This is a genomic window from Aliidiomarina quisquiliarum (assembly GCF_023922585.1).
Lineage (GTDB): Bacteria > Pseudomonadota > Gammaproteobacteria > Enterobacterales > Alteromonadaceae > Aliidiomarina > Aliidiomarina quisquiliarum.
Genome location: NZ_JAMFTN010000048.1, coordinates 1 through 16,490, shown reverse-complemented (window position 1 = coordinate 16,490; position 16,490 = coordinate 1). Strand labels below are relative to the sequence as shown.

Sequence of the window (16,490 nt, the reverse complement as noted above, 5' to 3'; positions counted from 1 at the left end):
CGGTGTCGTACCTATGCGTGTTGTTTATACGCCCACCCGTACGGCGGTGCCGTACCTACGCGTGTTGTTTATACGCCCACCCGTAGGTCATGCATGGCATGACGAAGCATTGCCTGCCGCAACAACGGCGCCTTTTTTATTGGGCAGTTCTTGCCTTTCCACGGGGCATAGGTATAATGACGCGTCCCTTCTTGTCGTATTCTTTATAAAAACCTACTTTAATGCTTTAAAACGCATTACTTGGGTGTATCGGCAAAATGGATATTCGTATTAGGGGTGTAGTTCCAATTGGTAGAACGGCGGTCTCCAAAACCGATGGTTGGGGGTTCGAATCCCTCCACCCCTGCCAGATTTTTTCCGCACGTAAAAAAAGCGGGCGGAGTGTAAGCAAAGATTCAGGATAAATAACCATGAGTGCAAATACAGGTACCACGTCTAATCCGTTAGATAGTTTAAAATGGATCATCGCAATAGGCTTTCTTGCTGCAGCAGTTGTAGGTAACTACATGCTAGGTACAGTGCCAGTGGCATTCCGTGCTATGGGTGTAATTGTTCTCGTGCTGTTAGCAGGCGGCACCCTAGCAACAACAATACGTGGCGCACAGTTTCTTGGTTTTGCCAAAGAAAGCCGTATTGAAGTTCGTAAAGTGGTTTGGCCAACACGCAAAGAAGCAACCCACACAACCTTAATCGTGCTGCTAGCAACCTTCCTGGTTGCACTGTTGCTTTGGGGCTTAGACGGTATTTTAGTACGTGTTGTTGGCTTTGCTGCCGGCATGGGCATTTAATTAACCGGGAGAGCATTATGACCACAGAAATAAAAAAGCGTTGGTATGTAGTTCAAGCTTTCTCAGGCTATGAAGGGCGTGTGGCAAAAATTCTTCAAGAACAAATTAGAATTCATAACATGGGCGATCGCTTCGGCCAGGTTTTAGTTCCTACTGAAGAAGTTGTTGAAGTGCGTGGTACGCAAAAGCGTAAAACCGAACGTAAGTTTTTCCCTGGCTACGTACTTGTCGAAATGGCCATGGACGACGAAACCTGGCACTTAGTAAAAAGCACGCCGCGGGTACTTGGCTTTATAGGCGGTACCGCCGAGCGCCCAGCGCCGATTTCACAGAAAGAAGCCGATGCTATTTTAAATCGCTTAACTGAGTCTGCCGATCGTCCCCGTCCGAAAACAATGTTTGAACCAGGTGAAATGGTTCGTGTTACCGACGGCCCGTTTGCCGACTTTAACGGTACAGTAGAAGAAGTAGATTACGAAAAGAACCGCATGAAAGTGTCGGTTTCTATATTTGGTCGTTCAACACCAGTCGATTTAGACTTTAGTCAAGTCGAAAAAGGTTGATCTTGGCCGCGGGTCGCTATATAATCCGCGTCCGTTTTTCAATATCGGGTAGCCGTTTGAGTAGTCCTCCTCTTGGTCTACGAGGCGCTTCACCCATTTATAGAGGTTATTAATCATGGCTAAGAAAGTTTCCGCCATTATCAAGCTGCAGGTAGCAGCTGGTGCGGCAAACCCGTCACCACCCGTTGGTCCTGCGTTGGGTCAGCACGGTGTTAACATTATGGAATTCTGTAAAGCGTTTAACGCCCAAACAGACAACCTTGAAAAAGGTGCACCAGTTCCTGTTGAAATCACTGTGTTTGAAGACCGTTCTTTCACCTTCGTAACAAAAACTCCTCCAGCAGCCTTCTTATTGAAGAAAGCAGCAGGCGTTAAGAGTGGTTCAGGCCGCCCTAATACGGACAAAGTGGGCACTGTTACTCGCGCTCAACTGGAAGAAATCGCAAAAACCAAAGAACCAGATCTGACCGCTGCGGATCTTGAAGCAGCAGTTAAAACAATTGCTGGCTCTGCACGTTCTATGGGCTTGAAGGTAGAGGGATAAGCAGATGGCACGTTTAACTAAGCGCATGAAAACAATTCGCGAAGCGGTTGATAAAACCCGCGACTACGACATTAACGAAGCACTTACTTTGCTAAAGTCGTTAGCTACCGCCAAATTCACTGAAAGTGTTGATGTTGCCGTAAACTTGGGCATCGACGCACGTAAATCTGACCAAAACGTTCGTGGTGCTACGGTACTACCAAACGGTACTGGTCGTGACGTTCGTGTGGCAGTATTTACTTCTGGCGATAACGCTGAGAAAGCTAAAGCTGCAGGCGCAGAATTCGTTGGTATGGAAGACCTAGCCGAGCAAATTAAAGGCGGCATGATGGACTTCGACGTAGTGGTTGCATCACCAGATGCAATGCGCGTTGTTGGTCAACTAGGTCAAGTGTTAGGCCCACGTGGTTTAATGCCTAACCCAAAAACGGGTACTGTAACACCCGACGTAGAAACTGCTGTTAAAAACGCCAAAGCTGGCCAGGTGCGCTACCGTAACGACAAGAACGGTATTATTCATTGCACCATTGGTCGAGTAGACTTTGACGATGAAAAGCTAAAAGAAAACTTAGAAGCCCTTATAGTAGCTTTGAAGCGCGCGAAGCCTTCTTCAGCAAAAGGGGTTTATGTTGGTCGTATTACCCTGTCTACCACTATGGGCGCTGGTGTACGTATCGACGATTCAACTTTAAATACTAAAATTTAATTAGTAGTTAAAGTATGGTTTTAGGGTTGGAGTCGCCTTCTCACATTTATTTGTTGAGGTGGCTCCCATCCAAGACCGCAGGCGTTATTTGCAGTTGTAAATAACTTAATCATGAAAGCCCGCGCAGATGGTGATATCCGACTCAGACTCTCTGGGTGAGATTCACCGTGACAAAGCGGCGAGGAAGCAATTGGGAACTCGCTAAATTGTAACGACGAGGTCCGGATGTACCGGTTCCTCAGTTAAAAGAGGTGATACTAGTGGCACTAGGTTTAGAAGCAAAAAAGCTGATCGTTAAAGAAACTAACGACGTAGCTTCCACAGCTCTATCCGTCGTTGTTGCTGAGTATCGTGGTATGGAAGTTGCGGACATGACCGTACTTCGCGCCCAAGCACGTGAACAAGGTGTGTATCTGAAGGTAATTCGGAACTCACTAGCAAAACGCGCTTTAATGGGTACGAAGTTTGAAGACATTGATTCAGCTCTTGTAGGACCTCTTGTTTATGGCTTCTCTCTTGAAGCTCCTGGCGCAGCAGCTCGTTTGTTTAAAGAGTTTGCAAAAGGTAACAAGAACTTGCAGGTAATGGGTCTGTCTATCGGTAATGGCTTAATGGGTCCAGATAAATTGGACGCAGTAGCATCACTTCCGACACGCGACGAAGCGTTGGCCAAATTGCTTGCTACGTTCAAAGCGCCGGTATCGAAGTTCGTACGTACTCTTAACGAAGTACCAACGAAATTTGTACGCGTTTTGGCAGCAATCAAAGACGCCAAATAAGCGACTTAATAATTTATTTTACTTACTTAAACCCGGGAGTTTAGAGAAATGGCTCTGACTAAAGAAGACATTTTAAACGCAATCGCAGAAATGCCAGTAATGGATCTGGTTGAACTGATCGAAGCGGCCGAAGAAAAATTTGGTGTTGACGCATCTGCTGCTGTTGCAGTAGCTGCTGGCCCTGCTGCTGCAGCTGATGCAGTAGAAGAGCAATCTGAATTTGACGTAATCCTGAAATCATTTGGTGGCAATAAAGTTGCAGCTATCAAAGCTGTGCGTACAATCACAGGTCTAGGCTTGAAAGAAGCTAAAGCACTTGTAGAATCTGCGCCAGTTCCAGTGAAAGAAGGCGTTGCGAAAGAAGAAGCTGAAGAACTGAAAAAGCAGCTTGAAGAAATTGGTGCGGAAGTTGAAGTTAAGTAAGCTACTTGACTTGCAATAAGGCCCTCAAAGGCTTTGGGCTGGTGACTTTTTAGTCACCAGCCTTTTTGCGCTCATAAGGAAGGTAGGTTTCCTGTGCCCCTATACTCCTTACAACCAATCACAGGCGGACGGATTGTGACGAACTCCGTTGGCTGCTGCCACCATAGGCAGCTTGGGTCAGAAATCAGCTAGCTGAGGAACCCCATGGCGTACTCCTACTCTGAAAAAAAACGAATTCGTAAGGACTTCGGGAAACGTCCCCAAGTTCTAGAAGTACCTTATTTGCTCTCAATTCAGCTCGACTCTTTCAAAAAGTTTATTGAAAGTGATGCGACCGGCGAATACGGCCTTGAGGCAGCATTTGGCTCGGTCTTCCCGATCGCGAGCTATTCCGGCAATAGTGAGCTGCAATATGTCAGCTACCGTTTAGGTGAGCCCGTATTCGACGTTAAAGAATGTCAAATTCGCGGTATTACGTACTCTGCACCATTACGTGTAACTTTACGTATGGTGGTATATGACAGAGACGCACCTCCCGGCACTGTTAAAAATATTAAAGAACAGGAAGTTTACATGGGCGAAATACCGCTCATGACCGATAATGGAACCTTTGTAATTAACGGTACTGAACGAGTTATCGTTTCTCAGCTACACCGTTCACCGGGAGTGTTTTACAGCCACGACGGCGGTAAAACTCACTCGTCTGGTAAAGTTCTTTATAATGCGCGCGTTATTCCTTACCGTGGTTCATGGCTAGACTTTGAGCTAGACCCTAAAGATAACGTATTCGTACGTATTGACCGTCGCCGTAAATTACCTGCGACCATAATGTTGCGTGCGTTAGAATATACCGACGAAGAAATTCTCGATATGTTCTTTGAGACCACAGAATTTGAAGTGCGTCGTAGCAAACTGTTCATGACACTAATTCCAGAGCGCCTACGTGGTGAAACTGCTTTGTTTGATATTAAGTCGCCAGAGGGTGACTTAATTGTAGAGAAAGGCCGCCGAGTAACAGCGCGCCATATCAGACAAATTAGCGAACTAGGCATTACTGAAATGGAAGTACCGCAAGACTACCTAGTTGATAAGGTGCTTGCGAAAGACTATGTAAATAAAAAGACAGGCGAAATAGTTGCGCCGGCCAACACGGTAATAACTCTTGAAGTATTAGCTGAACTTATTGAAGCTGGCTTTAAGAAGTTTTCGACCCTGTTTATTAACGATCTTGACCACGGTGCATACATTAGCGAAACCATGCGTATTGACCCAAGCTCGAACAAGCTTGAAGCTTTGGTAGAAATTTATCGCATGATGCGCCCAGGCGAACCGCCAACTAAAGACGCAGCAGAAAGCTTGTTCGAGAACTTGTTTTTCTCGCCCGAGCGTTATGATTTGTCGACCGTTGGCCGCATGAAGTTTAACCGTCGCTTAGGCCGCGATATTGAAACCGGCGCGCCTACGTTAACCCGCGAAGACGTTGTTGATGCAATGAAGAAGCTTATCGACATTCGTAACGGTTTAGACGTAGTAGACGACATTGACCACTTAGGTAACCGCCGTATTCGTTCGGTTGGTGAAATGGCAGAAAACCAATTCCGTGTTGGTTTAGTGCGTGTTGAGCGGGCAGTTCGTGAGCGCTTAAGCCAAGGCGACCTAGAAACCATTACGCCGCAAGATCTTATTAACGCGAAGCCTATTTCGGCTGCTGTTAAAGAGTTCTTTGGCTCAAGCCAATTGTCACAGTTTATGGACCAGAACAACCCATTGTCGGAAGTAACGCATAAGCGTCGTATTTCTGCTTTAGGTCCGGGTGGTTTAACCCGTGAACGTGCTGGTTTTGAAGTACGTGACGTACACCCAACGCACTACGGTCGGTTATGCCCAATTGAAACGCCGGAAGGCCCGAACATTGGTTTAATTAACTCGTTATCTACTTTTTCGCGTACCAACGAATATGGTTTCTTAGAAACACCATACCGTCGGGTAGAAAATGGCGTGGTAACCGACGACGTGCATTACTTGTCTGCCATTGAAGAAGGCAAATACATGATCGCGCAGGCGAACATTGTGTTAAACGACAAGAATGAAATTGTTGAAGACTTAGTGCCAGCGCGTTATGACAACGAAACAACCTTAACAACTCGCGACCAAGTACAGTTCATGGACGTTGCGCCACAACAGATCGTGTCTATTGCGGCGAGCTTAATTCCGTTCCTTGAGCACGATGACGCTAACCGTGCATTAATGGGTTCGAACATGCAACGCCAAGCGGTGCCAAGCCTACGCGCTGTTAAGCCGTTAGTAGGTACCGGGGTTGAACGTTTAGTAGCCGTAGACTCGGGTGTAACCGTGGTTGCCAGCCGTGGTGGTGTGGTTGATTACGTTGATGCGGGCCGTATTGTTGTTAAAGTAAATGAAGAAGAAATGTTACCTGGCGAAGCGGGTATCGACATTTACAACTTAACCAAATACACCCGTTCAAACCAGAACACCTGTATTAACCAAACGCCATGTGTGAACTTAGGCGAACCAGTTATGCGGGGCGACGTATTGGCCGACGGTCCTTCAACCGACCTTGGTGAACTTGCACTAGGCCAAAACCTACGTGTGGCGTTTATGCCTTGGAACGGTTACAACTTCGAAGACTCGATTCTTATTAGCGAGCGTGTAGTTGAACAAGACCTGTTAACTAGTATTCATATTCAAGAGTTAACCAGTACAGCGCGTGACACTAAATTAGGCGCAGACGAAATAACTGCCGACATTCCAAACGTAGGTGAAGCAGCACTAAGCAAGCTTGACGAGTCGGGTATTGTTTATATTGGTGCTGAAGTTCATGGTGGTGACATTCTGGTAGGTAAAGTAACACCAAAAGGTGAAACCCAGCTTACGCCAGAAGAAAAGCTACTACGCGCTATTTTTGGTGAGAAAGCGTCGGACGTTAAAGACAGTTCTTTGCGGGTACCAAACGGTATTAGTGGAACGGTTATAGACGTACAAATTTTCACTCGTGACGGCTTAGAAAAAGACAAGCGTGCACTTGATATTGAAGCCATGCAGCTTGCGCAAGTGAAGAAAGACTTAACCGACGAGTTTAAAATTTTAGAAGACGGTATCTTTACCCGTGTTCGTAGCTTGTTGTTGGCTAATGGTTTTGACGAATCGAAGTTAGCTGCGATTGATCGTAGCAAATGGATTACGCAAAACCTAAAAGACGAAGGTGCTAACTTAGATCTTGAGCAGTTGGCCAAACAACACAAAGAAATACGTGACGACTACGATAGTCGTTATGAGCAAAAACGCCGTAAAATTACTCAAGGCGACGACCTACAACCAGGTATACTGAAAACTGTGAAGGTTTACTTAGCAGTAAAACGTAGCATTGCTCCTGGTGACAAAATGGCCGGTCGCCATGGTAACAAAGGTGTTATCTCTACTATTGTGCCGATTGAAGACATGCCCTATGACGAAACCGGTGAACCTGTTGATATCGTATTGAACCCGTTAGGTGTTCCTTCACGAATGAACGTAGGTCAGATTTTAGAAACACACTTAGGTGCTGCGGCGCGTGGAATTGGTCGCAAGATCGAAAAAATGTTAGCAGAGCAGGATAGAGTTACTATGCTGCGCAAATACCTACAAGACGTGTATGACCTTGGCAAAGGCCGTCAAGACGTAGACATTTCAACCTTTAGCGATGAAGAAGTGTTACGTTTAGCCGACAACCTAAAAGCCGGTTTACCTATTGCTTCGCCAGTATTCGACGGTGCAGTAGAAAGTGAAATTAAAGGCCTGCTGAAAATGGCTGATTTACCAGAAACTGGTCAAATTACGCTATATGACGGCCGTACCGGCGAACCTTTCGAACGCCCGGTAACGGTGGGCTACATGTACATGTTGAAGCTGAACCACTTAGTAGACGACAAAATGCACGCTCGTTCTACTGGCTCGTACAGCCTTGTTACTCAGCAGCCGCTGGGTGGTAAAGCACAGTTCGGTGGCCAGCGTTTCGGTGAAATGGAAGTTTGGGCGCTAGAAGCATACGGTGCGGCTTATACGCTGCAAGAAATGCTAACGGTGAAATCAGACGACGTTGAAGGCCGGACCAAAATGTACAAAAACATCGTCGGCGGTAACTACGAAATGGACCCAAGTATGCCAGAGTCGTTCAACGTATTGTTGAAAGAGATTCGCTCACTTGGTATTAGCATCGAGTTAGAAGACGAATAACGGCCCCGGTACGGGAGGTTCCTAGAACCTCCCGACAAGCTTTAACTCCGACAGGAGACGTAACGTGAAAGACTTATTGAAGTTTATCAAGCCACCTAAAGAAGGCGAAGAATTCGACCGAATTCGAATTGGTTTGGCATCGCCAGATCAAATTCGTAGCTGGTCGTTCGGCGAAGTTAAAAAGCCGGAAACTATTAACTACCGTACGTTCAAACCAGAGCGTGACGGCCTTTTCTGTGCCCGTATTTTTGGCCCAGTAAAAGACTACGAATGCTTATGTGGTAAGTACAAGCGATTAAAGCATCGTGGCGTTATTTGCGAAAAATGTGGTGTTGAAGTAACCCAAACCAAAGTACGCCGCGAGCGTATGGCCCACATTGAATTAGCTAGCCCAGTTGCTCATATTTGGTTCTTGAAGTCGTTGCCTAGCCGTATTGGTTTAATGCTCGACATGACCTTACGTGATATTGAACGCATTCTTTATTTTGAGTCGTATGTTGTTATCGACGCCGGCCTAACTTCTATGGAAGTTGGTTCTATGCTGGGCGAAGAAGAATACTTAGACTCACTAGAAGAGCACGGCGACGAGTTTGAAGCGAAAATGGGTGCTGAAGCCATTTTGCATTTATTACAGCAAGTAAACTTAGAAACAGAAATTCGTGCGCTGCGTGAAGAATTGCCAGAAACGAATTCTGAAACCAAACGTAAAAAAACTACCAAGCGTTTAAAGCTGCTTGAGTCATTCCACCAGTCGGGCAACAAGCCGGAGTGGATGGTATTGAAAGTATTACCAGTATTACCACCAGACTTGCGTCCGCTAGTACCGCTAGACGGTGGCCGTTTTGCTACCTCTGACTTGAACGACTTGTATCGTCGCGTTATAAACCGTAATAACCGCTTGAAGCGTTTATTAGACCTAGCAGCACCCGACATTATCGTTCGTAACGAAAAACGTATGCTGCAAGAAGCGGTTGACGCCTTATTAGACAACGGCCGTCGTGGCCGTGCTATTACAGGTTCAAACAAGCGCCCATTGAAATCTTTGGCCGACATGATCAAAGGTAAGCAAGGTCGTTTCCGTCAGAACTTACTAGGTAAGCGTGTTGACTACTCAGGCCGTTCAGTAATTGTAGTAGGACCAACGCTGAAGTTACATCAGTGTGGTTTACCGAAGAAAATGGCTTTAGAGCTATTCAAACCGTTTATTTATGGCAAGTTAGAAGGCCGTGGCTTAGCAACAACCATTAAAGCTGCTAAGAAAATGGTTGAACGTGAAACAGCAGAAGTGTGGGATATTCTAGACGAAGTTATCCGCGAGCACCCTGTATTACTAAACCGTGCACCAACCTTGCACCGTTTGGGTATTCAAGCGTTCGAACCGGTTCTTATTGAAGGTAAAGCAATACAACTGCACCCACTAGTGTGTGCAGCTTATAACGCTGACTTCGACGGTGACCAAATGGCCGTGCACGTACCGCTTACGCTGGAAGCCCAGATGGAAGCCCGTGCGCTCATGATGTCGACCAACAACATTCTTTCACCTGCAAGTGGTGAACCAATTATCGTACCTTCGCAAGACGTTGTACTAGGTGTTTATTACCTAACCCGCGACAAGATAAATGGTAAAGGCGCAGGCATGATCTTCAAAAGCGAGAAAGAGGCAGAAAAAGCCTATCGCGCGGGTCATGTGGAATTACACAGTAAAGTTAAAGTGCGCATTGAAAATTCGTACTTAGACGCCGAAGGTGTGATGGTTCGTGAAACGAAAATTTACGACACCACACCAGGCCGTGCAATTTTCTCTTTGATATTGCCGGAAGGTTTGTCCTTCGATTTAATTAACCAAGACATGGGTAAAAAGCAGATTTCAAAGCTATTGAACCGTTGCTACCGTGACTGTGGTTTAAAATCGACGGTAATTTTTGCTGACCAATTAATGTATATCGGCTTCCATTACGCCATGGTGTCGGGTACGTCGGTTGGTATTAACGACATGGAAATTCCAGCCGCTAAAGCAGACATTATTGAAGACGCTGAAGGTCAGGTTGCAGAAATTCAAGAGCAATTTGAGCAAGGCTTAGTAACCGCTGGTGAAAAGTACAACAAGGTTATTGACATTTGGTCGACGGCGAACGAACAAGTTTCGAAAGCCATGATGGACAACTTGTCGAAAGAAACCGTACTAGACGCAGATGGTAAAGAAGTTCAACAAAAGTCGTTTAACTCGGTATTCATGATGGCCGATTCCGGTGCGCGAGGATCTGCAGCCCAGATTCGTCAGCTAGCTGGTATGCGTGGCTTGATGGCCAAACCCGATGGTTCAATTATTGAAACGCCAATTATTGCGAACTTCCGTGAAGGACTAAACGTACTTCAGTACTTTATTTCTACCCACGGTGCGCGTAAAGGTTTGGCCGACACGGCATTGAAAACAGCGAACTCGGGTTATTTAACCCGTCGTTTGGTAGACGTTGCTCAAGACCTTGTTATCAGTGAAGCAGACTGTGGCACCTATGATGGCTTATACATTAAACCTCTTATTGAAGGTGGTGATGTAGTAGAACCATTACGTGAGCGTGTATTAGGCCGGGTAGTGTGTGATGACATTCTTAAGCCGGGCACCAAAGACGTGCTGGTTCCACGTAACATCATGCTAGACGAAAAACTGTGTGACCTGCTTGAAGAGCACTCAGTAGACGAAGTAAAAGTACGCTCGGTAATTACCTGTGAATCAATTCATGGTGTGTGTTCAAACTGTTATGGACGCGACTTAGCCCGCGGACATTTGGTGAACGAAGGTGAAGCGGTTGGTGTTATAGCTGCCCAGTCTATTGGTGAGCCAGGAACACAGTTAACCATGCGTACGTTCCACATTGGTGGTGCTGCTTCGCGTGCGTCGGCAGACAATAATATTCAGGTGAAAAACCCGGGTACTATTAAGCTGCATAATGCTAAATACGTTGAGAACTCTGACGGTTTACCTGTTATTACCTCACGTTCTGCAGAACTAACGCTTATTGACCAGTATGGTGCCGAGCGCGAGCGCTATAAACTACCCTATGGTGCAGTACTGAAAAAAGGCGACGAAGCGGCAGTTGTAGCTGGCGACTTTGTAGCTAACTGGGACCCGCACACACACCCAATTATTACCGAAGTAGCTGGTAAAATTAAGTTTGTCGATATGATCGACGGTGTGACCATGCGTACCCAAACCGACGAACTAACGGGTTTAACCAGCGTGGTTGTGCTCGACACTGGTGAACGTACCAGTGCCGGTAAAGACATGCGCCCAGCCATTAAGCTTGTTGACGAGGAAGGTAACGACGTAAATATCGTTGGTACCAATATGCCTGCTCAGTATGTGTTGCCGGGTGGTGCGATTATTTCTTCAGCCGACGGTTCTCAGGTTAGCGTTGGTGACCCACTTGCGCGTATTCCGCAAGAAGGTACCAAAACTCGTGACATTACCGGTGGTTTACCACGGGTAGCCGACTTATTCGAAGCACGTAAACCAAAAGAGCCTGCTATTTTGGCAGAGCACAGCGGTATTGTGTCATTTGGTCGTGAAACCAAGTCTAAGCGCCGGTTATTAATTACTCCATTAGAGGGTGAGACAATACCAGGGTTAGCTGAAGGCGAAGTTTATGAGGAAATGATTCATAACTGGCGTCAGCTGAACGTGTTCGAAGGTGAAGAAGTGACGAAAGGTGATGTAATCGCCGATGGTCCAGAAGCACCGCACGACATTCTACGCTTACGTGGTGTGTCGGCAGTTGCTAACTACATTACCAACGAAGTTCAGGAAGTATACCGTTTGCAAGGTGTAAAAATTAACGATAAGCACATTGAGGTTATTGTTCGCCAAATGTTGCGTAAGGTTATCGTTGAAAAGTCAGGCGATAGCACCTTCTTACCAGGTGAAATGCTTGAATTCTCACACGTTAACGACGTTAATCGTGCCCTTGAAGCGTCACGCAAAATGCCGGCAACCTTTGAACGTCAGCTATTGGGTATTACCAAAGCGTCACTTTCTACTGAGTCGTTTATTTCAGCGGCTTCGTTCCAAGAAACCACGCGAGTACTTACCGAAGCAGCTGTACAAGGTAAGCACGATCCATTACGCGGCTTGAAAGAAAACGTTATTGTTGGTCGTTTAATCCCGGCAGGTACGGGTTATTCATACCATCAGGAACGCCAACGCAAGCGTCGTATAATTATGGACGAGCGTACCGGTTCGGTAACCGCCGCCGAAGCGTCGAAGAAATTGGCTGCGGCTTTGAAAGAAAATGAAGCCGACGGTAATAAGTAACACGCATTTGCAGTAACTATCAAAAGGGCCCAACAGGGCCCTTTTTTGTTGCTTCAATTCTGTTGACACTGGTTATAGCCAGTGTTATGGTCAATGTTAATTTATTTTAATATTGATTTAATAAGTATGGAGATAGCACATGATAAAGAAAGTTTTATATGCAGGGTTAATCGTTTTTTATGGATTTAACTCGACCTTTGTATCAGCTTCCACAGTAGAAATTGACACACCGAATTGCCAGATAAGTTGCTCTGAGTCGGTTAAGCTAAAAAACAATTATGTAATTGTTGTACGGGACGAACAAGGGAGTATTTTTCACATTGAACAATTAGACCTTGCCAACAACGCTACTCATTTAGGCTCGTTAGAGTCGGTAGCAGAAGTAGGAATGGTAATAATGAGTACTATTCCTGATGGTAGTTACACGAATAGCAGAACAGATCGTTATGAAACACCTACTCAAATTATTGAAGTAACGACCCATTTTTATTTTAATGCAGCAGGCGAACTTATCGATGTGCAAGTTACTGAAGTTCGTTTCACAAAAACCCCCGGCGATACACAAATAGAAAAATAAGCATGCTTTCAAGAATGTTTATTACCTTTCTTTCAAATCCCTAGCTGGGCTAGGGGTTTCTTGTTTTACCTAACTATTTCTTACCCGTAACCCCAGTATAAGCGCTATAATGTGGATAACAGTTGACAGTCCAATTAATGACCTATAAAATTCGCCCTCCTCAGATTGGGGAATTACCTTGTTTTTTGGTCCTGATTTAGCGACTGAGACCATAAAATAACGGAAGCTGTACCAAATAGCGGGAGCTACGTGGTGCAGTCTTTTGTTCGCAATTGTAAATGCTATAAGTGGAGAAACCATGGCAACAGTAAACCAGTTAGTGCGCAAAGGACGCAAAAAGCCGGTCGATAAGAACAACGTACCGGCGTTGCAAGCTTGCCCACAAAGACGTGGTGTTTGTACTCGTGTGTACACCACCACACCTAAGAAACCAAACTCAGCACTACGTAAAGTATGTCGTGTGCGTTTAACCAACGGTTTCGAAGTAAGCTCATATATCGGTGGCGAAGGCCACAACCTACAAGAGCACAGTGTTGTTCTTATCCGCGGTGGTCGTGTTAAAGACTTACCAGGTGTTCGTTACCATACGGTTCGCGGCGCATTAGACTGTGCCGGCGTAAACAGCCGTAGGCAAGGCCGTTCTAAATACGGTGCTAAACGGCCTAAGTCTTAACGGTTCTCCGTTCTAGTAAGGCCAAACTAAATAATAATGTTTTGGGTTTAACCCTGAAGATATCGGAGAAATGTAATGCCTAGAAGACGTGTCATAGGTCAACGTAAAATTCTGCCAGATCCGAAGTTCGGATCAGATTTGTTGGCTAAATTCATTAACGTTGTCATGGTTGATGGTAAGAAATCAGTCGCTGAAAATATAGTTTACGGTGCTTTAGAAATCGTAGCTGAAAAAACAAGTAAAGATCATCTTTCAGTATTTGAAGATGCGCTTGAAAATATTCGCCCTTCAGTCGAGGTTAAGTCTCGTCGTGTGGGTGGTTCTACATACCAGGTACCAGTTGAAGTACGCCCAGTTCGTCGTAATACCTTAGGTATGCGTTGGATGGTTGAAGCTGCCCGTACTCGTGGTGAAAAATCAATGGCACAACGCCTTGCTGGCGAAATGTTAGACGCATCACAGAACAAAGGTTCTGCAGTACGTAAACGTGAAGACGTTCACCGTATGGCTGATGCGAACAAAGCGTTTGCTCACTACCGCTGGTAATCACGCTCAAATAAAGAGGAATGTATTGTGGCAAGAAAAACTTCGATTGAGCGCTACCGTAATATCGGTATTTGTGCTCACGTAGACGCAGGTAAAACAACCACTACTGAGCGTATACTATTTTATACTGGCCGTAGCCATAAGCTTGGTGAAACCCACGATGGTGGCGCAACCACAGACTGGATGGCGCAAGAGCAAGAGCGTGGTATTACTATTACCTCTGCTGCGGTAACCAGTTTCTGGAAAGGGATGGATCAACAGTTCCCAGAGCATCGTATTAACATTATCGATACCCCAGGACACGTAGACTTTACCGTTGAAGTAGAGCGTTCACTACGTGTACTCGACGCAGCTGTTGTTGTTCTTTGTGCATCGTCTGGTGTGCAACCGCAAACTGAAACAGTTTGGCGTCAAGCGGATAAGTATGAAGTTCCACGTATGGTGTTCGTCAACAAGATGGACCGTATGGGTGCTGACTACTTAAACGTTGTTGATCAAATTAAAACACGCTTAGCTTCTGTGCCAGTACCGTTAAATATTCCAATCGGTACTGAAGAAAACTTCACCGGTGTGGTAGACCTTGTAAAAATGAAGGCTATTAACTGGAATGAGTCAGACATGGGTATGACCTTCACTTACGAAGAAATACCTGCTGACATGCTAGAAGAAGCAGAAGAGCTTCGTGCCGAGCTGGTAGAAGCAGCTGCAGAAGCAAACGACGAATACATGAACAAGTATCTTGAAGACGGTGAGTTGACAGAAGCAGAGATCAAAAATGGTCTTCGCCTGCGCACACTGAATAACGAGATTGTACCTGTTATGTGTGGTTCTGCGTTTAAGAACAAAGGTGTTCAGGCAGTACTAGACGCTGTTATCGAGTACTTACCTTCACCAACTGAAGTAAAAGACATTCGTGGTGTGTTAGAAAACGGTGACGAAGTTAACTGTAAGTCTGACGACAACGAACCTTTTGCGGCACTAGCGTTTAAAATTGCTACCGACCCATTTGTTGGTACCTTAACGTTCTTCCGTGTGTATTCAGGTGTAGTAAACGCAGGTGATTCTGTTTACAACTCGGTAAAACAAAAACGTGAGCGTTTTGGTCGTATCGTGCAAATGCACGCGAATGACCGTGAAGAGCTGAAAGAAGTACGTGCAGGTGACATCGCCGCTGCGATTGGCCTAAAAGACGTAACTACCGGTGACACCTTGTGTTCACATGACCGGATTGTTGTGCTTGAGCGTATGGACTTCCCTGAGCCGGTAATTTCGGTTGCAGTTGAACCAAAAACTAAGGTTGACCAAGAGAAAATGGGTATTGCACTAGGTAAACTGGCTGCTGAAGATCCATCTTTCCGTGTTAAAACCGACGAAGAGTCAGGCCAAACGATTATCTCTGGTATGGGTGAGCTTCACCTAGACGTACTAGTAGACCGTATGAAGCGTGAATTCGGCGTTGAATGTAACGTTGGTAAACCTCAGGTTGCTTACCGTGAAACGATCCGCAAAAAAGTGGAAGTTGAAGGTAAGTTTGTACGTCAATCAGGTGGTCGTGGTCAATACGGTCATGTTTGGTTACGTATGGAACCACTAGGTCTTGACCAAGGCAATTCAGCTGAAGGTGAAGAAGAAGAAATTTACCAGTTCGTGAACGAAATCGTTGGTGGTGTTGTACCAAAAGAATACGTTCCAGCTGTAGATAAAGGCTGTCAGGAACAAATGCAGAACGGTGTTCTTGCGGGCTTCCCAGTGCTTGGCGTAAAAGTCACACTGTTTGACGGTTCTTATCACGATGTCGACTCGAACGAATTGGCGTTTAAAATCGCTGGTAGCATGGGCTTCAAGAAGGGTGCGCTGCAAGCAAACCCAGCATTACTTGAGCCAATCATGCAAGTAGAAGTAATTACTCCTGAAGACTTCATGGGTGACGTAGTAGGTGACTTAAACCGACGTCGCGGTATGATCGAAGGAATGATTGACGCACCAGGTGGTTTGAAAGCTGTTAATGCATTGGTTCCATTAGCTGAAATGTTTGGCTATGCAACCGACTTGCGTTCACAAACGCAGGGTCGTGCATCATACGCAATGGAATTCTTGAAATATCAAGAAGCTCCAAACAACGTTGCAGAAGCAATTATTGCTGCTCGTAACACCAAAGATTAGTTAAGGTCTGGTCCCGGTCGTTGAAGGCCGGGCTTTAAACTTTTAGTAAGGAAGATATAGTCATGGCAAAAGCAAAGTTCGAACGTACAAAGCCACACGTTAACGTAGGTACTATTGGCCACGTTGACCACGGTAAAACCACATTGACTGCGGCAATCGCAACCGTATTGGCAAAAACCTATGGTG

Annotated in this window: 14 protein-coding genes and 1 tRNA gene; all 15 read left to right on the top strand. The window is 45.7% G+C overall.

The features are described from left to right. Window positions 1–274 (top strand): hypothetical protein (locus M1L23_RS13000; RefSeq protein ID WP_252627867.1); only part of this gene is annotated, 274 nt, incomplete at its 5' end. Then, window positions 273–349 (top strand) — tRNA-Trp (locus tag M1L23_RS12995). The genes M1L23_RS13000 and M1L23_RS12995, both read left to right, overlap by 2 nt. Before the next feature lie 61 nt (window positions 350–410). Then, a complete protein-coding gene (secE, locus tag M1L23_RS12990) occupies window positions 411–788 on the top strand; it encodes a preprotein translocase subunit SecE (protein ID WP_252627866.1) in 378 nt (125 codons plus the stop codon). A 17-nt stretch (window positions 789–805) separates the two neighbouring features. Next, window positions 806–1,351, top strand: a complete 546-nt coding sequence (gene nusG, locus M1L23_RS12985) for a transcription termination/antitermination protein NusG (RefSeq protein WP_252627865.1) — start codon at window positions 806–808, stop codon at window positions 1,349–1,351. 115 nt (window positions 1,352–1,466) lie between these two features. Then, on the top strand, window positions 1,467–1,895 hold the full coding sequence (rplK, locus tag M1L23_RS12980; RefSeq protein ID WP_252627864.1) for a 50S ribosomal protein L11: 429 nt from the start codon (window positions 1,467–1,469) through the stop codon (window positions 1,893–1,895). A gap of 4 nt (window positions 1,896–1,899) precedes the next feature. Continuing rightward, window positions 1,900–2,601, top strand: coding sequence for a 50S ribosomal protein L1 (rplA, locus tag M1L23_RS12975; protein ID WP_252627863.1), 702 nt, complete (start codon window positions 1,900–1,902; stop codon window positions 2,599–2,601). 260 nt (window positions 2,602–2,861) lie between these two features. Next, window positions 2,862–3,380 carry a 50S ribosomal protein L10 gene (gene rplJ, locus M1L23_RS12970; protein ID WP_252627862.1) on the top strand — a complete coding sequence of 173 codons (519 nt, stop codon included), beginning with the start codon at window positions 2,862–2,864 and terminating at the stop codon, window positions 3,378–3,380. Window positions 3,381–3,428: 48 nt separating this feature from the next. Continuing rightward, window positions 3,429–3,803 carry a 50S ribosomal protein L7/L12 gene (gene rplL, locus M1L23_RS12965; protein ID WP_252627861.1) on the top strand — a complete coding sequence of 125 codons (375 nt, stop codon included), beginning with the start codon at window positions 3,429–3,431 and terminating at the stop codon, window positions 3,801–3,803. Between the two features lie 204 nt (window positions 3,804–4,007). Next, the gene (rpoB, locus tag M1L23_RS12960) at window positions 4,008–8,036 is read left to right on the top strand and encodes a DNA-directed RNA polymerase subunit beta (RefSeq protein ID WP_252627860.1); all 4,029 of its coding nucleotides are present in this window, start codon (window positions 4,008–4,010) and stop codon (window positions 8,034–8,036) included. Window positions 8,037–8,100: 64 nt separating this feature from the next. Continuing rightward, a complete protein-coding gene (gene rpoC / locus M1L23_RS12955) occupies window positions 8,101–12,345 on the top strand; it encodes a DNA-directed RNA polymerase subunit beta' (RefSeq protein WP_252627859.1) in 4,245 nt (1,414 codons plus the stop codon). 139 nt (window positions 12,346–12,484) lie between these two features. Then, the gene (locus M1L23_RS12950; protein WP_252627858.1) at window positions 12,485–12,922 is read left to right on the top strand and encodes a hypothetical protein; all 438 of its coding nucleotides are present in this window, start codon (window positions 12,485–12,487) and stop codon (window positions 12,920–12,922) included. A gap of 298 nt (window positions 12,923–13,220) precedes the next feature. Then, on the top strand, window positions 13,221–13,595 hold the full coding sequence (gene rpsL / locus M1L23_RS12945) for a 30S ribosomal protein S12 (RefSeq protein ID WP_252627857.1): 375 nt from the start codon (window positions 13,221–13,223) through the stop codon (window positions 13,593–13,595). A gap of 75 nt (window positions 13,596–13,670) precedes the next feature. Then, window positions 13,671–14,141, top strand: a complete 471-nt coding sequence (gene rpsG / locus M1L23_RS12940; RefSeq protein WP_252627856.1) for a 30S ribosomal protein S7 — start codon at window positions 13,671–13,673, stop codon at window positions 14,139–14,141. Window positions 14,142–14,168: 27 nt separating this feature from the next. After that, window positions 14,169–16,304: an elongation factor G gene (gene fusA, locus M1L23_RS12935; RefSeq protein ID WP_252627855.1), complete on the top strand. Its 2,136-nt coding sequence runs from the start codon at window positions 14,169–14,171 to the stop codon at window positions 16,302–16,304. 62 nt (window positions 16,305–16,366) lie between these two features. Then, window positions 16,367–16,490: GTP-binding protein (locus tag M1L23_RS12930; protein ID WP_252627676.1), on the top strand; the 124-nt coding region annotated here is incomplete at its 3' end.